The organism is Streptomyces sp. NBC_01089 (genome assembly GCF_045162975.1).
In the GTDB taxonomy this organism is placed as follows: Bacteria; Actinomycetota; Actinomycetes; order Streptomycetales; family Streptomycetaceae; genus Streptomyces.
In genome coordinates this window covers 5,806,792-5,827,474 of the sequence record NZ_CP108660.1, presented here as the reverse complement: position 1 = coordinate 5,827,474, position 20,683 = coordinate 5,806,792, and the positions used below count along the sequence as shown (strand labels likewise).

The 20,683-nt window shown below is 71.5% G+C and carries 17 protein-coding genes; 3 read left to right on the top strand and 14 right to left on the bottom strand.

Translation table 11 applies throughout. From position 1 onward, the window contains the following. Positions 1-122: 122 nt before the first annotated feature. Together OG510_RS26115 and OG510_RS26110 are read right to left on the bottom strand one after the other, a co-directional pair. On the bottom strand, positions 123-548 hold the full coding sequence (locus OG510_RS26115) for a cytidine deaminase (RefSeq protein WP_406139978.1): 426 nt from the start codon (positions 546-548) through the stop codon (positions 123-125). Between the two features lie 27 nt (positions 549-575). Next, positions 576-1,397 (bottom strand): helix-turn-helix transcriptional regulator, encoded by an 822-nt coding sequence (locus OG510_RS26110; RefSeq protein ID WP_406142556.1) that lies wholly within the window; start codon positions 1,395-1,397, stop codon positions 576-578. 247 nt (positions 1,398-1,644) lie between these two features. Here OG510_RS26110 and OG510_RS26105 point away from each other — a divergent pair, with 247 nt between their 5' ends. Beyond that, entirely contained in the window at positions 1,645-3,072 is a 1,428-nt protein-coding gene (locus OG510_RS26105) for an MFS transporter (protein WP_406139976.1), read from the top strand. Positions 3,073-3,112: 40 nt separating this feature from the next. On the opposite strand, the gene OG510_RS26100 is transcribed toward OG510_RS26105, so the two are convergent. From OG510_RS26100 to OG510_RS26065, 8 genes are all read right to left on the bottom strand, one after another. Beyond that, positions 3,113-3,466: an MmcQ/YjbR family DNA-binding protein gene (locus OG510_RS26100; protein ID WP_406139975.1), complete on the bottom strand. Its 354-nt coding sequence runs from the start codon at positions 3,464-3,466 to the stop codon at positions 3,113-3,115. Beyond that, positions 3,463-4,755 (bottom strand): hemolysin family protein, encoded by a 1,293-nt coding sequence (locus tag OG510_RS26095; protein ID WP_406139973.1) that lies wholly within the window; start codon positions 4,753-4,755, stop codon positions 3,463-3,465. The genes OG510_RS26100 and OG510_RS26095 overlap by 4 nt, the downstream gene beginning before the upstream one ends. Next, positions 4,752-5,249, bottom strand: a complete 498-nt coding sequence (ybeY, locus tag OG510_RS26090; protein ID WP_406139972.1) for an rRNA maturation RNase YbeY — start codon at positions 5,247-5,249, stop codon at positions 4,752-4,754. The genes OG510_RS26095 and ybeY overlap by 4 nt, the downstream gene beginning before the upstream one ends. A gap of 60 nt (positions 5,250-5,309) precedes the next feature. Beyond that, positions 5,310-7,397: a PhoH family protein gene (locus tag OG510_RS26085; protein ID WP_406139970.1), complete on the bottom strand. Its 2,088-nt coding sequence runs from the start codon at positions 7,395-7,397 to the stop codon at positions 5,310-5,312. Positions 7,398-7,560: 163 nt separating this feature from the next. Continuing rightward, on the bottom strand, positions 7,561-8,649 hold the full coding sequence (locus OG510_RS26080) for a carbohydrate kinase family protein (protein WP_406139969.1): 1,089 nt from the start codon (positions 8,647-8,649) through the stop codon (positions 7,561-7,563). A gap of 107 nt (positions 8,650-8,756) precedes the next feature. After that, positions 8,757-10,202, bottom strand: coding sequence for an MFS transporter (locus OG510_RS26075; protein ID WP_406139967.1), 1,446 nt, complete (start codon positions 10,200-10,202; stop codon positions 8,757-8,759). Between the two features lie 114 nt (positions 10,203-10,316). Next, entirely contained in the window at positions 10,317-11,627 is a 1,311-nt protein-coding gene (locus OG510_RS26070; protein WP_406139966.1) for a glucarate dehydratase family protein, read from the bottom strand. Then, complete coding sequence (locus OG510_RS26065; protein WP_406139964.1) at positions 11,624-12,550, bottom strand: 5-dehydro-4-deoxyglucarate dehydratase; 927 nt, start codon at positions 12,548-12,550, stop codon at positions 11,624-11,626. The genes OG510_RS26070 and OG510_RS26065 overlap by 4 nt, the downstream gene beginning before the upstream one ends. 116 nt (positions 12,551-12,666) lie before the next feature. On the opposite strand from OG510_RS26065, the gene OG510_RS26060 reads away from it, so the two are divergent. Beyond that, entirely contained in the window at positions 12,667-13,449 is a 783-nt protein-coding gene (locus tag OG510_RS26060; protein ID WP_406139962.1) for an IclR family transcriptional regulator, read from the top strand. 190 nt (positions 13,450-13,639) lie between these two features. After that, positions 13,640-15,001, top strand: coding sequence for an MFS transporter (locus tag OG510_RS26055; protein WP_406139960.1), 1,362 nt, complete (start codon positions 13,640-13,642; stop codon positions 14,999-15,001). On the opposite strand, the gene OG510_RS26050 is transcribed toward OG510_RS26055, so the two are convergent. The 4 genes from OG510_RS26050 to OG510_RS26035 form a co-directional block, all read right to left on the bottom strand. Then, positions 14,947-15,960: an adenosine deaminase gene (locus OG510_RS26050; RefSeq protein ID WP_406139959.1), complete on the bottom strand. Its 1,014-nt coding sequence runs from the start codon at positions 15,958-15,960 to the stop codon at positions 14,947-14,949. The genes OG510_RS26055 and OG510_RS26050 overlap by 55 nt on opposite strands. A gap of 66 nt (positions 15,961-16,026) precedes the next feature. Continuing rightward, complete coding sequence (locus OG510_RS26045; RefSeq protein ID WP_406139957.1) at positions 16,027-16,944, bottom strand: ribonuclease Z; 918 nt, start codon at positions 16,942-16,944, stop codon at positions 16,027-16,029. Positions 16,945-16,949: 5 nt separating this feature from the next. Further along, a complete protein-coding gene (locus OG510_RS26040; protein WP_406139956.1) occupies positions 16,950-17,309 on the bottom strand; it encodes a histidine triad nucleotide-binding protein in 360 nt (119 codons plus the stop codon). A 152-nt stretch (positions 17,310-17,461) separates the two neighbouring features. Continuing rightward, positions 17,462-20,680, bottom strand: coding sequence for a S41 family peptidase (locus OG510_RS26035; RefSeq protein WP_406139954.1), 3,219 nt, complete (start codon positions 20,678-20,680; stop codon positions 17,462-17,464). Positions 20,681-20,683 lie beyond the last annotated feature (3 nt).

Sequence of the window (20,683 nt, the reverse complement as noted above, 5' to 3'; positions counted from 1 at the left end):
CGGCCCGCCCGGCTCCGGGCCGGCCCCTGACTGCGGGCTGGCGGGCTGGCGGGCTGGCGGGCTGGCGGGCTGGCGGGCTGTCAGTAAAGCTCCAGACAGCGGCGGTTGAACCGGCGCCCCGGTCAGCCCGCCGTCACCGTCGTCCGCAGGGTGCCGTCGGGGCCCGCCAGCAGCACCGGCGTACCGGCTCCGCCCAGGTCGCGTACCGCCGCCCGGTCCTCGTCCGACACCTCACCGGCGGCGCTGACCACGGCCGCGGCCTCCAGCGACCGGGCCCCGCTCGCCACCGCCATCGCCACGGCTGTCCGCAGCGCCGAGAGCTTCAGCGAGTCCAGCTCAACGGTGCCCGCGACATACGTACGCCCCGTCTCGTCCCGTACGGCGGCGCCCTCGGGCACCCCGTTACGCGCCCGGGCGCTGCGCGCCAGCGTGATGATCTTGCGGTCCTCGGCGTCCGGCACCGCGGCACCGGCCGCCGCGCTCCCCGTACCGCCGCCGGTGCCCGTACCCGTACCGCTGTCTGCGCTGTTCGCTGCGTCGTCGCTCATGGGCAGAGCATAAAGAGCCCGGACCGGTCAGTTGGCGACCGGGTACATCGAGCCCCTGCGTCCCTCGGGCGATGCCAGCCACTGGAGCTTGGCCTCCGTCCCCGTGTCGGGCAGCGGGGTGTGCAGCACGATCGCCAGATCGGGCCGGGCCGGGACCCTCAGCTGGGTCGACTCGACGAACAGCGTGCCCACCACCGGGTGCTCCAGCTCCTTGCGGACCTGGCCGCCGGGCGCGATGTCACGGCGGTCCCACAGCTCGGCGAACTCGGCGCTGCGCTCCTTCGCCTCGGCGACGACCGCCTGGAAACCGTCGTCCTCGGGGCGCTCCGAACAGGCCGCCCGGAACTGCGCCACCACCTGGTGCGCGACGGACTCCCAGCCCTTGGCACGGGACCGGTAGACGGGGTCGGTGAAGAACGCGATCAGACAGTTCTGCACGATGTCGGGGCGCATGGCCAGCGTCATCGCCGCGGCGTCGTTGTACATGATCGTGTTCCAGTACGGGTCCATGATGTGCGCCGGGAAGGGCATCCAGGCGTCGATCAGCCGCTTGAGCCCGTCGCACATGTCGACATGGGACGGATCGACCTCCTGCGGCGGCGGGTTCAGCCCCGCCAGCACATACAGATGGCGGCGCTCCACGCTGCTCAGCCGCAGCACCCGGCCCACCGAGTCCAGGACCTGCGGCGACACCGTGATGTCCCGGCCCTGCTCCAGCCACTGGTACCAGGAGACGCCCACACCCGCCAGGACGGCGACCTCCTCACGCCGCAGCCCCGGCGTACGCCGCCGGCCGCCGCCGTCGGGCAGCCCGGCCTCCGCCGGGGTGATCCTGGCCCGCCGGCTCATCAGGAACTCCCGCAGCTCGCTGAGCCGGTGCGCCTTGCTACCGGGCCGCGGCCCGTCCGCCCGGCCCGCGACACCTCCCGCGCCACCGCCCGCTGCCCGGCCCGCGACACCGCTTGCGACACCGCCCGCGATACTGTCCTCGATCGGACTCGCCACGCCATCTCCCCCTGTCCGGCTGCCTGGTGGTGCGGCCACCAGCATAAGTTCCCGCTCCCCACGATTGTTCCCGGAGCCCGAAGCTCGGGACATGGCGATCGATACCTCATCCACACTCACCCCGAGCCCCGCCCCACCCGGCGACGGCCGGCTCTCCGGCCGGGCCCCGCTCGTCCTGCTCGTCCTGTGCGCCGCCCAGTTCATGGTGGCGCTCGACTTCTCCGTACTGAACGTGGCACTCCCCGTGCTCGGCAAGGACCTGGGCATGACACAGGCCGGGCTCCAGTGGGCCGTCACCGCGTTCGCGCTGCCGTCCGGCGGCTTCCTGCTGCTCTTCGGCCGGATCGCCGACCTGTTCGGCCGGCGCCGGCTGTTCCTCACCGGCCTCGCCGTCTTCGGCTCCGCCTCACTCATCGCGACGTTCGCCTGGAACCAGGAGGTCTTCCTCACCGGGCGGGCCCTCCAGGGCCTGGGCGCCGCCGTCATCGTGCCGACCGGGATGTCTCTGCTGACCACCACCTTCCCCGAAGGCCCGCAGCGCGACCGGGCCCTGGGCATCAGCGGCACCCTGCTCTCGCTCGGCTTCACCGTCGGCATGGTGCTGGGCGGCGTCCTGACCGACACCCTGGGCTGGCGCTCGACCATGGGCCTGCTGGGCGGCGCGGCGGTGCTCGTCCTCGCCCTGGCACCGGGGCTGCTCACCGAGTCCCGCCACCCCGGGCGGCAGCGGCTCGACATCCCCGGAGCGGTCACCGTCACCGGCGGACTCCTCGCGATGATCTACGCCCTGACGACGGCGGCCCAGCGCGGCTTCGGCCACGCCGACGTCCTGGTCTCGCTGGTCCTCGGGGTCGCCCTGCTGGCGGGCTTCGTGGTCATCGAATCCCGCGCCGACACCCCGCTGGTGTCCCTGCCGATGCTGAGGCGGCGCACGGTGGCCTGGGGCAACCTGGGCGGGCTCATCACCTTCTCGATGATGTCGACCGTGGTCTTCGTCCTGACCCTGTACCTCCAGGAGGTCCTGCACCTGTCCAGCTTCAGGACCGGGCTGGTCTTCGGTGTCCAGGGGCTGGCGTCGGTGGCCGCCGGAATGGCCGCCCCGAAGGTCATCGGCCGGTTCGGCGCCCGCCGGACCCTGGTCGGTTCGCTGCTCGCCCAGGGCCTGTTCATCGGCGCGCTGCTGGGACTCGGCGCCGACTCCGGGGTCTGGCTGGCCACGGCCGCCGTCTCGGTGGCCAGCATGGCGCACCTGGGCGCGATCATCTCGTACGGGCTGACCGTCACCTCCGGTGTCCCCGACGCCGAACAGGGCCTGGCCACCGGGCTCGTCACCACGACCCAGCAGATCGGTATGACCCTCGGCATCCCGCTGCTGGGCGTGCTGGCCACCACCGGGACCGACCTCTTCGACGGGGTGTGGATCGTGCTGGGCATCGCGGCGGCGATCCTGGTCGGGACCGCGGTGCTGGTGGCCGCCGGGCTCCGGAGCGGCAGCCGTGACCGCGGCCGCACCGTCTGACTCCGGTCCGGACGGGGCGTGTTCCAGCGGCCCGTACCGGTCAGGCGCGGTCGAGCCGGAGGCGCTCCGCCTTCGGCAGACCGGCCACCACCAGATCGTACGAATCCTCGATCAGCTCACGGACCAGACGGTCGGGCAGCGGCCCGACCGTCACCGTGTTCCAGTGCCGCTTGTTGAGATGCCAGCCGGGGACGACCGCCTCGTACTCGGCGCGCAGCCGGACCGCCTCGTCCGGGTCGCACTTGAGCGAGACCTGCAGCGGGTCGCCGTCCAGGTGGCTCATGGCGAAGATCTTGCCGCACACCTTGAACACCGAGGTCTCCGGGCCGAACGGGAACTCCTCGGCGGCGGCGTTGAATTCCAGGCAGAACGCCCTGAGTTCCTCCGGTGTCATCCCGCTGTCTCCTCCGCTTCGGCGACCGGCTCGGCCAGCACAGTCACGATCTTGTTCCGGCGGCCCGCGGGGGACTCGGCGGTGAGCCGCAGCCGCCTGCCGTCCGGCAGATCGACGATCGCGGACGCGCCCGCGATCGGCACCCGGCCGAGCGCCTTGGCCAGCAGACCGCCGACGGTCTCCACGTCCTCGTCGTCGTACTCGTCCAGCCCGTACAGCTCGCCCAGGTCGTCGATGTCCAGACGGGCGGTGACCCGGAAGCGGGCCTCACCCACCTCCTCGACCTGCGGCAGCTCACGGTCGTACTCGTCGGTGATCTCGCCGACGATCTCCTCGAGGATGTCCTCGATGGTGACGATGCCGGCCGTGCCGCCGTACTCGTCGATCACGACGGCGACATGGTTGCGGTCCTGCTGCATCTCGCGCAGCAGATCACCGGCGTTCTTGGTGTCGGGCACGAAGACCGCGGGGCGCATCGCCGTGGACACCAGGTCGGTCTCCGCGTCCCGGCTGATGTGGGTCTTCCTGACCAGGTCCTTGAGGTAGACGACGCCGACGATGTCGTCCTCGTTCTCCCCCGTCACCGGGATCCGCGAGAAGCCCGAGCGCAGCGCCAGTGTGGTGGCCTGGCGGATCGTCTTGGAACGCTCGATGCAGACCAGGTCGGTGCGCGGGACCATCACCTCACGGACCAGGGTGTCGCCCAGCTCGAAGACCGAGTGCACCATCCGGCGCTCCTCGTCCTCGATCAGCGACTCCTGCTCGGCGAGGTCGACCATGGCGCGCAGCTCGGCCTCGGAGGCGAACGGCCCCTTGCGGAAGCCCTTTCCGGGAGTCAGCGCGTTACCGATGAGGATCAGCAGCTGCGGGACGGGGCCCATCACCCGGGCCAGCGGCAGCAGCACATAGGCGGCCGCGGTCGCCGTGTTGAGCGGGTGCTGGCGGCCGATGGTGCGCGGCGAGACACCGACCGCCACATAACTCACCAGCACCATCAGGGCGATGGCCAGCGCCAGCGCCTGCCAGGTCTCGGACAGCTCCCGGAGACAGACGTACGTGACGAGGACCCCGGACGCCATCTCGCAGGCGACCCGTACGAGCAGCGCCACATTGAGGTACCGGGTCGGGTCGGCGGCGATCTGCGCCAGCTTCTCGCTGCCGCGCCGCCCCGACCGGGCGGCCTCGGCGGCCCGGAAGCTCGACGTACGGGCGATGCCGGTCTCCGCGCAGGCGGCGAGCCAGGCGACCACGACCAGCGCGACCGCGCCGACGATCAGCTGCGCGGTCATGAGACGGTCGGCGCCGGGGAGGGGCCGGTGAGCCCCTTCTCCGCCCGCCAGCCGTCGACGATCGCGGCCTGCAGACCGAACATCTCGGCCTTCTCGTCCGGCTCCTCGTGGTCGTAACCGAGCAGATGCAGCACCCCGTGGACGGTCAGGAGCTGGAGCTCCTCGTCCATGGTGTGCTGCGTCGGGGCGTCCTCGCCCTGCTGCTTGGCGACCTCGGGGCAGAGCACGATGTCACCGAGGAGCCCCTGCGGGGGCTCCTCGTCGTCCTTGGCCGGCGGACGCAGCTCGTCCATCGGGAAGGACATGACATCCGTGGGACCCGGCAGGTCCATCCACTGGATGTGCAGCTGCTCCATGGCCTCGGTGTCCACGACGATCACGGACAGTTCGGAGAGCGGGTGGATCCGCATCCGTGTGAGGGCGTAACGGGCGATGTCGAGGATCGCCTGCTCGTCGACCTCGGTTCCGGACTCGTTGTTGACGTCGATCGACATGGGGCCTGTTGACTCTTTCGGTCTGTGCCTGCAGCTGCTGCCGGCGGCTGAACGCTGTGCCTACAGCTGTTTCTGGCTGTCGTGCTTCTCGTATGCGTCGACGATACGGCCGACGAGCTTGTGCCGGACGACATCCTGGGAGGTGAGCCGTGAGAAGTGCACGTCGTCGATGTCCTCCAGGATGTCCTGCACCTGCCGCAGTCCGCTCTTCGTGCCGCTCGGCAGGTCGACCTGGGTGACGTCACCGGTGACGACGATCTTCGAGTCGAAGCCGAGCCGGGTGAGGAACATCTTCATCTGCTCGGCGCTGGTGTTCTGCGCCTCGTCGAGGATGATGAAGGCGTCATTGAGGGTGTTGTGCGTCAGCAGGTAGTCCTGAGTGACATAGAGCGAGTCCTCGGCTGCGACCTGGATGCACACCGCTTCTTCGCGGCCCGCGGGCTCGATGCTGTCGATGAAGCGCATCGGGCGCCCACCGCCGCCGGCCGCGCGGTACTTCTCCAGCTTCCGTTCGAGCCTGAAGGGTTCCATACCGTCCGGGAGCCTGATGTCGACGACATGCGCGTCATAGCGGTACGAGACATCACGCCCGTTCGCCCTGCCGGGCTTGCGGTCTTCCGCAGCCCTGCGGCGGGTGTAAGCGACGCCGCCGAGCGACTGGACCAGCGCGATGACGTCGTCACGGAGCGAGATCGATGTGGTCGTGTACTGAATGCGGCAGGTCCGGTCGGCCTGGGTCACCGGTCCCCCGTCGGAGTCCAGGAGCCCTTGGAGCAGGGACAGCCGGACGTCCACCGCGTTGTGGAGGTAGCCGTCCGGAACGAACTTCGAATGGGACTTGGTACCGAGCAGATCGAGGGCGCGAAGGGCTCCCGTGACCGGGTTCTCCAGCGTGATGACATCGCCGGGCGCACTCACCCGGTTGAGTACGTAGTCGCACCGGGCCTTGTGGCGCGCTGTCACGCCGGGCAGGGCGAGCTCCAACGCGGAAACCAGTTCCGAGTCATTGGTGGAGAAGGAAGGCGTGGTGGTGCCCGTCAGGCAGCCGTCGCCCAGAAGCAGCCCGAGGGCGTACGGGTCCATGGGGACCTCGCGGCGCGGGAAACTGACAGGAGCGGTGAGCATCGGAAGTTCGTAACGGCGGGCATGTGCGGCACGGAGATTGCCGATCATGTCCTTGGTCTCCAGGACCCGCCACGGCTTGTCCCGGCGCTTGTCCGAGGCCGTGCGCACCGTCCACAGATGCTCGCCGCAGCACAGGGTCCAGGAGCCGTCCTGGGCCGTGACCCGGTAGATGTCCTTCTCGCCCTGCGGGTATACGCCGAGGACGGGGGTCGGCTCACCGTTCGATCCGACGACCAGGTCGCCCACCCTCAGGTCACCGATGGGGCGGAAACCATCCGGTGTCAGCACGTTGGTAAAGACCGGTTGCGCTCTTCCGCGCATATAGGCCAGCGGCGCCACCTCGATCGTGCCCGCTGCCATCAGGCGGGGGATCGAGTCCGGGTCCAGCATGTCGTGCAGCGCGTCGTACAGCGGGCGCAGATACGGGTCGATCTTGTCGAAGAGGGTGCCGGGGAGGAATCCGAGCCGCTCCCCCGCCTCGACCGCGGGGCGGGTCAGGATGATCCGGCTGACCTGCTTGGACTGGAGTGCCTGGACCGCCTTGGCCATCGCGAGGTACGTCTTGCCGGTACCCGCGGGGCCGATGCCGAAGACGATGGTGTTCTTGTCGATGGCGTCCACATAACGCTTCTGGTTGAGCGTCTTGGGGCGGATCGTGCGGCCGCGGCTGGACAGGATGTTCTGGGTGAGGACCTCGGCGGGGGTCTCGGCCCCCGGCTCGCCCTCGCCGTTCTCGCTGGCCCGGAGCATGGCGATCGAGCGTTCCACAGCGTCCTCCGTCATCGGCTGCCCGGTGCGGAGCACCAGCATCATCTCGTCGAACAGGCGCTGGATCAGGGCGACATCGGCCGCCGCTCCCGTGGCGCTGATCTCATTGCCCCGGACATGGATATCGGCTGCCGGGAACGCCGTTTCGATCACGCGCAGCAGGGAGTCGCCCGAGCCGAGCAGCATCACCATGGGGTGTGCGGCCGGGATCGTGATGTGGGCACGCGCCTGTGGCTGTGTGGGTGTCTGAGTCATGGGCCGGCCCTCGGGCCTGCGCATACCTCCCGTTGCAGGGTTCTCGCTGCTCGACAACCTCTGGAACACCAAGCCTACGACGCCGCACCGACAACGCCACGGGTTTAAGGCCGGCCGGCCGATCTCCCGGCCGGGCCCGTCACCGGGAAGCTCACCGGGCCCCTCACGGTGTGCGGAAGCCGATCGTCGGTACGGCCCTGCGCAGCGGCCAGGAGCGGGCCGCCGCGGGCAGCAGGTCCTCCAGGAAGGCGTACCTGCGCAGGGCGGCCTGATCCTGGCCACGGCAGGTCCGCACACGCTGCCACCAGGCGGCCACCTCGGCCCAGCCGGGCGCCGAGAGGGAGCCGCCGAACTCCTGGACCGAGAGGGCCGCGGTGAGGCCCGCGAAGGCCAGCCGGTCGGCGAGCGGCCAGCCCGCCAGTGTCCCGGTGACGAAGCCCGCGACGAAGACGTCACCCGCGCCCGTCGGGTCCAGCGCCTCGACGGCGATGGCGGGCACGGACGCGCACTCGCCGGTCGATCCGTCGACGGCGTACGCGCCTTCGGCGCCCAGGGTGACGACGGCCAGCGGGACCTTCTCGGCGAGGGCGCGTGCCGCCGCGCGCGGGCAGTCGGTGCGGGTGTAGCGCATCGCCTCCTCGGCGTTGGGCAGGAACGCCTCGCAGTGCTCCAGGTCGGCGAGGCCCGCCAGGTCCCAGCGTCCTGTCTCGTCCCAGCCGACGTCGGCGAAGACCTTCGTACCGCGGTCGGCGGCGTGCAGCACCCACTCCTCGCGGCTGCCGGGCCCCAGTGAGGCGATGGCGGCGCGGGCGCGCGGCGGGCAGTTGGGATAGCTGCCGGCCGGCGGTGGTGCCTCGTGGCCGTGCGAGACCATGGTGCGCTCGCCCTCGTACGCCATGGAGACCGTCACCGGGGAGTGCCAGCCGGGCACGGTGTGGGAGCGTGACAGGTCGATCTGCTCGCCCTGTTCCAGGGCGTCCCAGCAGTACTCGCCGTAGTGGTCGTCGCCGAAGGCGGCGGCGAGTGAGGTGTGCAGGCCGAGCCGGGCCAGCGCGGTGGCCATGTTGGCCACCCCGCCGGGGCTCGATCCCATACCGCGTGCCCAGGACTCGGTGCCGCGCACCGGTGCGCTGTCGAGGCCGGTGAAGATGATGTCCAGGAAGACCGTGCCGGTGAGGAAGACGTCGCAGGCGGGATCCTGGGGGGCGCGCAGCCCGTCCAGCGGGTCGAGTTTCTTGTTGTCGTGGACCACCCTGCACTCCCCGGTTGCCGTGCCGTCAGGCCAGTCTGCACCACGGGTCCGACAGGAGCGCGGACTCGTCGCGCGGAGCCGGCCTGACGGTGGCCGTGCCCGCCGGGTCAGGCGGTCGCCGGCCGTGCGGCGGCTCCGGGCCCCGTACTGCGCGGCGCCGCCCCGGGGTTCGTGCCGGAGTTCGTGCCGGAGTTCGTGCCGGGGACCGTGGTCGCGGGGGCGGTCGCGGGCCTGGCCCTGACCTTGTCGTTACGGCCGCCGCCCCGCACCAGCAGCACGCTCAGCGCGGCGAGGAACCCGATCACGGTGAGTCCGACGAGCCCGCCCTTGGTGGATCCCGTGGAGTCCTCCAGCAGTCCGAAAGCGGTCGGCGCGACGAACCCGCCCAGGTTCCCGATGGAGTTGATCAGCGCGATGCCGGGCGCGGCGGCCCGGGCGTCCAGGTAGCTCTGCGGGATCGTCCAGAAGATCGGTGAGGCCGGCTTGAAGCCCATCGCGGCGATACACAGCGCGCCGAGGCCCACCCAGGGTGAGACGAAGACGGCGAGCAGTGTGCCGGTGCCACCGATCAGCAGCAGAGCCGTCAGGACCGGGCGGCGTTTGCCGATGCGGTCGGAGATCCGGCCCGACACGTACAGCCCGACGAGCGCGAACAGCCAGGGAACCGCGGTCACCAGGCCGACCTGGAAGTCGCTCAGCCCGCCGATGTCGTGGACGATCGCGGGCAGCCAGAACGTCACCGCGTACAGCGCGACGTTGATCGCGAAGTAGATCCAGAGGAAGAGCAGCATCTGCGGGTCGGCGAGCAGCTTCCAGCGGGAGACCTGGGCGGCGCCGCGGTGGACGTCCCGTTCCTCCTGCTCGCTGTCGATGGCGGCGACGAGGCCGCGTTTCTCCTCGTCCGTGAGCCAGTCGGCCTGCTCGACGCTGGAGTCGAGGAAGCGGTGGACGACGAAGCCGAGGGCGACGGAGAAGACGCCTTCGACGAAGAACATCCACTGCCAGCCGGAGTGCCCCCAGATGCCGTGCATCTCCAGCAGGGCGCCGGAGATGGGGCCGACGACGACGGTCGCCGCCCCTGACCCCATCAGGAAGATGGAGGTGGCCCTGCCGCGGTGGGAGTCGGGCAGCCAGCGGGACAGGTAATAGATCACGGCGGGGAAGAAGCCGGCTTCGGCGACGCCGAGGAGGAAGCGCAGCGTGTAGAACATCCCGGGGCTGCTGACGAAGGCCATCGCGGTGGCGACGATGCCCCACGTGATCATGATCCGGGTGAGCCAGACCTTGGGGCCGAAGCGTTCCATCAGCATGTTGCTGGGGACTTCGAAGATGGCGTACGCGATGAAGAAGATCCCGGCGCCGAGTCCGAAGGCGGCGGCGGAGAGACCGACGTCGGCCCGTAGCTGGTCCTGGGCGAAGCCCAGGTTCACCCGGTCCATGTAGTTGGCGACGAACATGACGAAGAAGAGCGGTACGACGCGCCGGAAGACCTTGTGAACGGCGGAGCGGACAGCCGGGGAGTGCTCTACGGGGGCGGAGGGTGCTGCGGACACGAGCGGCTCCGATCGTGGGCAGGGCGAAGCAGAGTGGGGAAGGACGGGGAAGGGTGGGAGGTGAGCAAGAGGCGGGGGGGTTGGGAAAAGGCGGGGTTGGGAAAAGGCGGGTGGTTACCAGCGGGGCAGCGCCGGGGATGTCCAGTCCTCGTAGCCCTTCGCCTTGCGCATCGCTCCGGCGTCGTCGCGGTCGCGCATCGTGCCGTCGTCGTCGAGCCAGCGCCGGTGGAGGCGGGCGAGGGCGTCGCGGTCGAGTTCGACGCCGAGGCCGGGGGCCTCGGAGACCGGGAGCCGGCCTTCGGTGAAGACGTGGCGGGTGGTGATCACGTCGTCGGTCTGCCACGGGTAGTGGCTGTCGCAGGCGTAGTCGAGGTTGGGGACGGTGGCCGCGACATGGGTCATCGCGGCGAGGCTGATCCCCATGTGGGTGTTGGAGTGCATCGAGAGCCCGACCCCGAACGCACGGCAGATCGCGGCCAGTTCACGGGTGGCGCGCAGCCCGCCCCAGTAGTGGTGGTCGGAGAGGACGACCTGGACCGCGTCCTTCAGGAACGCCTCGCGGATCTCCGGGACCGTCGTGACGCACATGTTGGTCGCGAGGGGGACCTGGGTGCCGGCGGAGACCTCGGCCATGTTCGGTGTGCCCGACGTCGGGTCCTCCAGGTATTCGAGTACGTCAGCCAGTTCGCCGGCGACCTGGAGCGAGGTCTCCGGTGTCCAGCCGCCGTTGGGGTCGAGGCGCAGCGGGTGGCCGGGGAACGCCTCGGCCAGGGCCTTGACGGCGGCGACCTCGTCGGCGGGCGGGAAGACACCGCCCTTGAGTTTGAAGGAGGTGAATCCGTAGTCGCGTACGAAGCGGCGGGCCTGCGCGACCACGCCCGCGGGGTCGACCGCCTCGCCCCAGGTGTCGGGCTCGCCGGCGCCGTCCGGGTGCTCGGCCCAGCGGTAGAAGAGGTAGGCGCTGTATTCGACGGAGTCCCTGACCTTGCCGCCGAGCAGGGCGTGCACCGGCAGGCCGCGGACCTTGCCCAGCGCGTCGAGGCAGGCGACCTCGAAGGCCGAGATGATCGAGAGACGCAGCTTGTCGGCGGTCTGGACGCCGCGCAGACCGCCCACGTCGACGGCGTTCTCGATCCGTGCGGCGTCGACGCCCACCTGTCGTGCGAGGGTGACGAGACCGTTGAGGTCGGCCAGGGAGCGGCCGGGGAGCAGTTCCGCGTAAGGGCGGGCGATCTCCAGGTACTTGGTGTCGCCGTAGGTCTCGCCCACGCCGGTGACGCCGTCCGCCGTGACGATCTCGACGACCAGACGCGGGGTGTACGGCTGGTGCACACCCTGGACGTTGAGCAGCGGCGGGTCGGCTATCAGTACGGGCGTGAGGCGTACGTCGGCGATGGTCAGGCTGCGGGGCGTGGACTGCGTCATCGGGTGGCTCCTGCCAGGTCGAGTCCGGTGGTGAGCAGGGTTTCGAGGGCCGCGAGGTCGGCGGGGCCCGGGTCGGTCAGCGGGGCGCGGACCGGGCCGACCGGGTGGCCGCGCAGCCGGGCGGCGGCCTTGACCAGGGAGACGGCGTAGCCGGGGACCCGGTCGCGGAGTTCGACCAGGGGTACGTAGAAGCCGCGCAGCAGGGTGTCCGTGGCGGCGTCGTCGCCCTTGCGGAGTGCGGTGAAGAAGGCTCCGGCGATCTCGGGGGCGAAGGCGTGGACGGCTGAGGAGTACGCGGGGACGCCGACGGTGGCGTAGGCGCGGGCCTGGATCTCGGCAGTGGACGCGCCGTTGAAGAACAGGAAGCCGTCGGGTGCGGCGAGGGTGAGGCGCTGGAGCCGGTCGAGGTCGCTGTGGCCGTCCTTGAGGCCGATGACTCCGGGGATGGCGGCGATCCTGCGCAGCGACGCCGCGGTGAAGGTGACCTGGCCGCGCTGGTAGGCGATGAGGGGCAGCCGGGTACGGGCGGCGATCTGCTCCAGTTGCGCGACCAGCCCGTCCTGCGGGGCCGCGACGAGGTAGTGCGGCATGACGAGCGCAGCGTCGGCGCCGGCCTCCTCGGCGATGCGGGCGAACCGGGCGGCCTGCGCCCAGCCGTATCCGATGCCGGCGACCACCGGGAGCCGTCCGCGGGCCGCTTCGACGGTGGTGGTGACGACCCGGCGGTACTCGTCCTCGTCGAGCGAGAAGAACTCGCCGGTGCCGCAGGCGGGGAAGACGGCGCCGGGGGCGGCGGCCAGCTGGGTTTCGAGAGAGGCGCGGTAGCCATCGATGTCGAGTTCGCCGTCGGCGGTGAAGCTGGTCAGGGGGAAGGAGAGCACGCCGCGAGCCATGCCTTCCCTGAGGCGGGCCACCACATTCATGCTGTCTCCGTATGTAGATGATGTCCAAGCATGGAGACAGACAGTAGATACCCGGGCCAGGAGCGTCAAGAGTCCCGGCACCACGCCCGTTTACCGGCCGGCCTTAGGATCTGGGCATGCCGGAGACCGGAGGCGTACGCGAGGTGAAGTCGGCGGGCCGCACCGTCGAGCTGCTCGAGGTGCTCGCCGCGCGCGGCGACCGGCCCGCCCGGCTGCGGGAACTCGCCGACGAGCTGGGCGTGCCCCGCAGCTCCATGTACGCCCTGCTGCAGACGCTGACCGACCGGGGCTGGGTCCGTACCGACGCGACGGGATCGCTGTACGGCATCGGGATCCGCGCCCTGCTCACCGGCACCAGCTACCTCGACACGGACGCCCGGGTGCGGGCGGTCAAGCCCTATCTGGACCAGGCGTCCACCGCGCTGGGCGAGACCGTCCACCTGGGGCGGTTCGACCGCGGCGACATCGTGTATCTCGCCACCCGCGAGTCGCACGAGTATCTGCGCACCCTCAGCCGGGTCGGCCGCAGGCTGCCCGCCCATGTCAGCGCACTGGGCAAGGCGCTGCTCGCCGAGCGGGACCCGGGCGGGCTGCCGGCCGGCGAGCTGGAGCGGTTCACCGCGAACACGCTGCCCGACCGGGCCGCCCTCGACGCCGATCTGGCGCTGGTACGCGAGCGCGGGTACGCGGTCGACCGCGAGGAGGGCGTCACCGGAATCGTCGGTTTCGGCTTCGCGCTGCGGTACGACACGCCAGCGGTGGACGCCGTCAGCTGCTCGGTCCCGGTGGCCCGGCTGAGTGAGGATCACGAGCGCCGGATCGTCGCGATGATGCGCGAGGTACGGGCCGAGATCGAGGCCGCGGCACACGCCCTGCCCGGCGCACCCGACTGGATCTGAGTAAAAAAAACCCGGCGCCGTCCGTGCCTGCGTGACTATAAACCGAAAGTGCTATAGATCACGTATTGGTAGGTTTCGTTGACTCAGCGTGGTTGATGGATAGGTGACCACGCGCTCCCGTCAATGACACGACGCCCACTTCCCCCCACTCTTCTGCCTGGTCACAGGCATATCTCTGTCAGGAACGCCCGTGTCTTCGCGCTCACGCGCCACATGGCCTCTCATCGCCGTGTTCACCGCTGGTTACCTCGCCTCATACCTCCTGCCGACCATCGTCGGACGCCTGGGCTCCGGTCTCGGCCTCTCTCCTGCCGAAGCCGGCGTCGCCGGCTCGGTCCTCCTCCTCTGCTCGGCGGGCGCCGGTCTCGTACTGGCCTCACACGTCGAGCGCATCGGCCCGCAGCGGGTCGCCCGCGCCGGGCTGCTGCTCACCGTCATCGGCTACGCCGCCGCCGCGACCACCGCGTACCTCCCGCTCGTCATCGCGGGGGCCGCCATCGGCGGCGTGGGCTCAGGTACGGCGACCGCGGTGGCCGCCGGCGGTATCGCGGGCCTGCCCGACCCGCACCGGGCCTCGTCCACCGGGCTCCTCACGGTGTCGGCGACAGCCGGCGCCCTCTACCTCGTCCTGCCGCAGCTCGGCGGCGGTCACCGCGCGCCGTTCGCCGCCGTCGCCCTGGTCGCCGCTCTCGTCTGGCCCGCGACCAGCAGGCTCGGCCGGGCCCGGCCACAGCCACCCGCCACCGGGGCGGGACGCGGCCGTATCCCGCATCTGCGCTCGGGCTCGGTGCTGGCCGGCGCGATGGTCTGCTGGGCCATGGCGCAGAACTCCCTCTGGGGCGTCAGCAGCCGGATCGGCCAGGACCAGGCGGGGCTGTCCGAGGTGACGGTCGGCGTGATCTTCGCGGTGTCGCTCGGCGCCGGGCTGATCGGTGTCGCCGGAGCCGGGGCACTCGGCGCACGGCTCGGCAGAGCGCTGCCGATCGGCGGCGGCACCATGGTCATCTCGGCCTGTATCGCGCTGAGTTCATCGGCGAGCGGGCTCGCCTCGTTCGCGTCGGGCGAGATCCTCTGGAACACCTTCTACCCGGTGGTCCTGTCCTATCTGATCGGTCTGGCCGCCTCGCTGGACCCGCGCGGCCGCTGGGCCGTCCTGGTCGGCTCGGCGTCCTCGCTCGGTGTGGCCTGCGGCCCGGTGGCGGGCAGCCTGCTCGCCGCGCGGACCGGCTTCCCGCTGATGGGGGCGGTGCTCTGCGCCCTGCTTCTGCTGCTGGCGGTCCCGCTGACCGGGGTGGCGCTGCACACATCGGGCCGCCCGCTGCTGCCCGGCTCGGTGCGGCGCAGGGGCGGCGCCCCCGCGGCCGTCGTCGCGGGCACCCTGGGCGCGGTGGCGTCCACGGTCCCGCAGCTCGGCGCACCCGAACTCACCGTCACCGAGATCGCCCTGGAGGAGCCGGAGCCGGTACCCCGCCGCAAGTACCGGCTCACCGGGGGCGTTCAGCCCAGATCGAGGTCCGCGTCGAAGTCGTACGCGTCCACCTCGGCCAAGTAGCGGGCCCTGCGCTCCTCGTCGTGGTCGAGGAAGGCGGCGAGGAAGGAGTTGCGGGCCAGTGTCCGCAGCTCCTCGTGCCCGAGGCCGAGCGCCTCGTGCACGGCGTGGAAGGTGTCGCCCGCGTAGCCCCCGAAGTACGCGGGGTCGTCCGAGTTGACGGTGCAGAGCAGCCCGGCGGCCATCATCTGCGGCAGCGGGTGCTGCTCCAGGGTGTCGACGGCCCGCAGCCGTACGTTGGACAGCGGGCAGAGCGTCAGCGGCACCCGGTCCCTGACCAGCCGCTCCACCAGCGCCGGGTCCTCCATCGAGCGCAGCCCGTGGTCGATCCGCTCCACCCCGAGGATGTCCAGGGCCTCGTGCACATAGGCGGCGGGGCCCTCCTCGCCCGCGTGCGCGACCTTGCGCAGCCCCAGCGCGCCCGCCGCCGCGTACACCTCGCGGAACTTCGACGGCGGGTGCCCGACCTCGGCCGAGTCGAGGCCGACCGCCGCGATCCGGTGCAGATGCGGCTTGGCCGCCTCCAGCGTGCGGATCGCCGAGTCGGCCGACTCGTCGCGCAGGAAGCACATGATGAGCTGCGTGGAGATGCCGTGCCGCTCCTCGCTGCGCCCGAGCGCCCGGGAGATGCCCTCGACGACGGTGCCGATCGGCACTCCGCGCGCGGAGTGCGCCTGCGGGTCGAAGAAGATCTCCGCATGCCGCACGCCCTGTGCGGCGGCGCGCGCGAGGTAGGCGTCGGTGAGCTCCTCGAAGTCCTCCTCGGTGCGCAGCACGGCCATCAGCCCGTAGTACAGGTCGAGGAACGACTGGAGGTCGCTGAAGAGGTACGCCTTGCGCAGCGCCTCGGTGTCCGCGTACGGCAGCTCGATGCCGTTGCGTGCGGCGAGCGCGAAGGCCAGTTCGGGTTCGAGGGTGCCTTCGATGTGGAGGTGGAGTTCGGCCTTGGGGAGATGGCGCATCGGGTCTCGCTCAGTTCGGTGGTGTGGGTGGGTCGGTCGGGACTGGGGACGTACGGCGGACAGCGGTCAGGTGGCGGTGTGCCGGGTGGGGACCGGCACCCGCATCAGGTCGTCGGCGACGGTGAGTTCACCGTCGAAGCCGGCGGCGCGCGCCTGTCTGCCGAACTCGGCGGGGTCGGGGTACCGCTGCGAGAAGTGCGTCAGGACGAGGTGCCGTACGCCCGCGTCGCGCGCGACGCGGCCCGCCTGTCCTGCGGTCAGATGGCCGTGGTCGGCCGCCAGCCGGGCGTCGTCGTCGAGGAACGTCGACTCGATGACCAGCAGGTCGCAGCCGTCGGCGAGCCGGTGGATCCCGTCGCAGAGCCGGGTGTCCATCACGAACGCGAAGCGCTGGCCGCGCCGCACCTCGCTGACCTGGTCGAGCGTGACCCCGTCGACGGCGCCCTCGCGCTGGAGCCGCCCGACGTCCGGGCCGGTGATGCCGTGCTCGGCGAGTTTCGCCGGGAGCATCCGGCGCCCATCGGGCTCGGTCAGCCGGTAGCCGTACGACTCGACGGGGTGCGAGAGCCTGACCGCCTCCAGTTCGTACGCGGGTGTCCGCGCCAGGACGCCGCCGTCGCCGGTGGCCGGGACCTGCGCCAGGGCGACGGACTCGCGGTAGGCCGTGGAGTACCGCAGCCGGTCGAAGAAGTGCTGCCCGCTCGCCGGGTAGTGCGCGGTGACCTGGTGCGGGACCTGGTCCAGGTTGATCCGCTGGATCACCCCGGCCAGGCCCAGCGAGTGGTCGCCGTGGAAGTGCGTGACGCAGATCCGGTCGATGTCGTGCGCGGCGACCCCGGCGTGCAGCATCTGGCGCTGGGTGCCCTCGCCCGGGTCGAAGAGGATGCCCTGCCCGTCCCAGCGCAGCAGATAGCCGTTGTGGTTGCGGCGCCGGGTGGGCACCTGGCTGGCGGTGCCGAGCACCACGAGTTCTCGTACGGACAACGGAACTATCCGGGGGGCCAGTTGAGCCCGCGGCCGCCCAGGACGTGGGCGTGCGCGTGGAAGACGGTCTGACCCGCGCCTGATCCGGTGTTGAAGACGATCCGGTATCCGGTTCCGTCGACCTTGTCCCCGGCGGCGACCTCGGCCGCCTCGCGCAGTACGTCGGCGGCGACCTGCGGTTCGGCCGCCGCGAGGGACGCCGCGTCCGGGTAGTGCACCTTGGGGATCACCAGGACGTGCGTGGGTGCCTGCGGGTTTATGTCACGGAAGGCGACGGTCGTGTCGGTCTCACGGACGACGGTCGCCGGGATGTCCCCCGAGACGATCTTGCAGAACAGGCAGTCGGTCTGCGGCTCTCCCGCCATGCGCTCACTCCTCGGTCGTGGTGTCGGTCAGTGATGATCATTCGTACGCGGCCATGCTAGCCGGGGGCGGCCGGCCGGCCTGTGCTCCACCCCCGGCCGTGCGCCCGCGCCCTGTCCCGGGCGGGGGCGCACGCCGTCGGCGCGTCCGGCGGTCAGCCGCGCGGCTCCGGCAGGCTCGGCGGGGTCTTCGCCGGGGTCTCCTCCAGTGCGGCGAGCGCGGTCCTGACCGCCTCGTCCAGCTGCGGGTCCCGGCCCGCCGCGTGGTCCTGCGGCGCCTGGACCACCTCGATGTCCGGGTCGACACCGTGGTTCTCGACACCCCAGCCGTAACCCTCCAGCCAGAAGGCGTACTTGGGCTGCGTCACCAGCGTCCCGTCCACCAGGCGGTACCGGCTGTCGATGCCGATGACGCCGCCCCAGGTGCGGGTGCCGACCACGGGACCGATGCCCAGCGCCTTGATCGCCGCGTTCACGATGTCGCCGTCCGAGCCGGAGAATTCGTTCGCGACGGCCACCACGGGGCCGCGCGGCGCGTCCTGCGGATAGCTGGAGGAGCGCATGCCGCGCGGCAGGTCCCAGCCGACGATCCGGCGGGCCAGCTTCTCCACCACCAGCTGCGAGGTGTGGCCGCCGCGGTTCTCCCGTACGTCCACGACCAGGCCCTCCCTGGCCACCTCGACCCGCAGGTCGCGGTGGAGCTGTGCCCAGCCCGAGCCGACCATGTCCGGGACGTGCAGATAGCCGAGGCGGCCGCCGGACCGCTCGTGGACATAGCTCCGGCGGTCGGCCACCCACGCGTGGTAGCGCAGCGCCTCCTCGTCACCGGTCGGTACGACCACGACATGGCGGGGGTCGCCGCCGTCCGCGGGCGAGACGGTCAGCTCGACGGGCTTGCCCGCCGATCCGGTAAGCAGCGGCGCGGGGCCGGTGAGCGGATCGACGGCCTGGCCGTCGACGGCCAGCACGGTGTCGCCCGCGCGGACCGCGACGCCCGGCGCGGCGAGCGGTGAGCGCGCCGCCGGGTCGGACGTCTCCGATGGCAGGACCCGGTCGACGCGCCAACTGCCCTCGTCCGTACGGGAGATGTCGGCGCCGAGCAGACCCTGCCGGGTGGTGTCGTCGTGCCAGCCGCCCGGCGGTGTCACATAGGCGTGCGAGGTGCCCAGCTCGCCCTGGACCTCCCAGAGCAGGTCGACCAGGTCGTCGTGGGTGGCGACACGGGCGAGGACCGGCCGGTAGCGGTCCAGGACCCCGTCCCAGTCCACCCCTGACATGTCGGCGCACCAGAAGTTGTCCCGCATGATGCGCCCGGCCTCGTCGTACATCTGCCGCCACTCGGCGGCCGGGTCGAGGGTACGGCGGATCCGGGAGAGGTCGACGGTGACGCTGCGGTCGCTGTCCTCGTCCGCGTCGGATTTGGCCACCCGGCTGTCGGAGGGGACGACGCGCAGCTTGCCGTCCGTGTGCAGCACGAGCCGCTTGCCGTCGCCTGAGACCTCGAAGTGGTCGACGTCAGGGGCGATCTCCTCGTCCCGCAGCTTCTCCAGGTCGTACCGCTCAAGGACGGTGTCCGGCCAGGGGGCGTCCGGGGTGGCCCCGGTCGTGCCGAGGACCCCGCGCAGCGGGTGGCGCAGCCAGAGCAGTCCGTCCCTGGCGGCGCGGAGCGTCGAGTAGCTGCCGGCCTCGACGGGCAGCGGCACGATCCGGTCGGCGAGACCTTCGAGGTCGATACGGGTCACCGGCAGCGCGGTCGGAGCGTCGTGCTCGTCGCCGTCCTTGTCCTTCTCGGTCGCGCGGCCGTGCCGCTGCGGACCGAACGGGGACGGTGTGGTCGCGGCGAGTGTCAGCAGATGCGGACGGCAGGTGCCGATGAACGCCAGGTCGAAGACGTGTGCGTCGTAGATCGGGTCGAAGGCCCGGTCGGAGAGGAAGGCGAGGTGTTTGCCGTCGGTCGTGAAGGCCGGGTCGAAGTCCCGGAAGCGCAGCGGGGTGGCCTCGGCGACGGAGAGGTCGGCGAGGTGCGCGAGCTTGAGCTGGCGCAGCGGCTCGGGGCCGGGGTGCGACCAGGCGAGCCAGGCGGAGTCGGGTGAGAAGACCAGACCCGACGCGTCACCGTCGGCGCTGCGGTCCACCTCGTGCACATCGCCGGACTCGCGCTCGACGACGAGCACCCGGCCGTCGTGTGCGGCGACGGCGAACCGGCTGCCGTCCGGGGCGGCGGCGAGCCCGAGGACCCGGCCGATACGGCCCTGTGCGAGGCGGCGCGGGGCCGCGGCGGGCGCCGCGCCGGTCGCGGGCGCGCACTCCAGGGCGTCCTCGCCCTCCGCGTCGGTGACCCAGACGACCTGTTCGGCGCCGTCGGCCCGGAAGGTGCGGGGCAGCCGCGCCCGTACGCCCGGCTCGGCGGCCAGCGCGCGGACGGGGCCCTCCCGGTGGGTGACCCAGTGCACGGCGCCGCGCGACTCGACGGCGCTGCCGCGGCCGGTACGGTCCGGGGAGGCCGCGCCGATGTGATGTCCGGCGCGCACGGAGTGCGGCTGGAGGTCGGCGCGCTGGCCGCCGAGCCTGACGTCGATCCTGCGGGGCTCGGCGCCTTCGAGGTCGTCGGTGATCCACAGCTCACCGGCCGCCATGTGGACGACGCGGGTGCCGTCGGTGGCGGCGTGCCGCGCGTAGAACCCCTCGGCCGGGGTGTGCCTGCGCAGCTCCGAGCCGTCCGGGAGCGAGGAGTAGAGGGCTCCGACGCCTTCGTGGTCGGAGAGGAACGCCACCCGGTCGCCGACCCACAGGGGGCACTCGATGTTCCCGTCGAGAGAGGCGTGCAGCCGCACGAAGTCGCCTCCGGTCTCACCGGTCCACAGCTTGCCCGCGGTGCCGCCCCGGTACCGCTTCCAGGCGGCGGCCTCACGGCCCATCGTCGCCGACAGGAGCAGCACCCGCTGGTCGGGCCCGTACGCGAGGGAGCCGACCGGCCCGTACGGCAGGGTCCGCGCGGGACCGCCGTCGACCGGCACGGCCCGCGCCCAGCTGCGCCGCAGCGAGACCTGGCCCTGGGCGCTGATGGCGAGCACCTCGCCCTCGGGGGTCCAGCCCCGGACGGAGGTCCGTGCGTCGCCCCAGTAGGTCAGCCGCCGGGAGGGGCCGCCGTCGGCCGGGGCGAGATGCACTTCGGGTGCCCCGTCCCTGGTCGAGGTCCAGGCGACCCAGCGGCCGTCGGGCGATATCCGGGGATGGCTGACGGGGCTGTTGTCAGCGCTGACACGCCAGGCACGGCCGCCGTCGAGCGGGGCCATCCAGACGTCGTCCTCTGCGGTGAAGGCGATCAGATCGCCCTGGACATGCGGAAACCGGAGATAGGAAGGCTGCGTCACACG

What these genes read in the sequence shown, in the direction of transcription:
- OG510_RS26070 (WP_406139966.1), bottom strand. Translation starts at nt 11,627, where the DNA reads ATGACGCAGTCCACGCCCCGCAGCCTGACCATCGCCGACGTACGCCTC.
- OG510_RS26105 (WP_406139976.1), top strand. Translation starts at nt 1,645, where the DNA reads ATGGCGATCGATACCTCATCCACACTCACCCCGAGCCCCGCCCCACCC.
- OG510_RS26050 (WP_406139959.1), bottom strand. Translation starts at nt 15,960, where the DNA reads ATGCGCCATCTCCCCAAGGCCGAACTCCACCTCCACATCGAAGGCACC.
- OG510_RS26110 (WP_406142556.1), bottom strand. Translation starts at nt 1,397, where the DNA reads ATGAGCCGGCGGGCCAGGATCACCCCGGCGGAGGCCGGGCTGCCCGAC.
- OG510_RS26060 (WP_406139962.1), top strand. Translation starts at nt 12,667, where the DNA reads ATGCCGGAGACCGGAGGCGTACGCGAGGTGAAGTCGGCGGGCCGCACC.
- OG510_RS26095 (WP_406139973.1), bottom strand. Translation starts at nt 4,755, where the DNA reads ATGACCGCGCAGCTGATCGTCGGCGCGGTCGCGCTGGTCGTGGTCGCC.
- OG510_RS26065 (WP_406139964.1), bottom strand. Translation starts at nt 12,550, where the DNA reads ATGAATGTGGTGGCCCGCCTCAGGGAAGGCATGGCTCGCGGCGTGCTC.
- OG510_RS26100 (WP_406139975.1), bottom strand. Translation starts at nt 3,466, where the DNA reads ATGACACCGGAGGAACTCAGGGCGTTCTGCCTGGAATTCAACGCCGCC.
- OG510_RS26040 (WP_406139956.1), bottom strand. Translation starts at nt 17,309, where the DNA reads ATGGCGGGAGAGCCGCAGACCGACTGCCTGTTCTGCAAGATCGTCTCG.
- ybeY (WP_406139972.1), bottom strand. Translation starts at nt 5,249, where the DNA reads ATGTCGATCGACGTCAACAACGAGTCCGGAACCGAGGTCGACGAGCAG.
- OG510_RS26085 (WP_406139970.1), bottom strand. Translation starts at nt 7,397, where the DNA reads ATGACTCAGACACCCACACAGCCACAGGCGCGTGCCCACATCACGATC.
- OG510_RS26115 (WP_406139978.1), bottom strand. Translation starts at nt 548, where the DNA reads ATGAGCGACGACGCAGCGAACAGCGCAGACAGCGGTACGGGTACGGGC.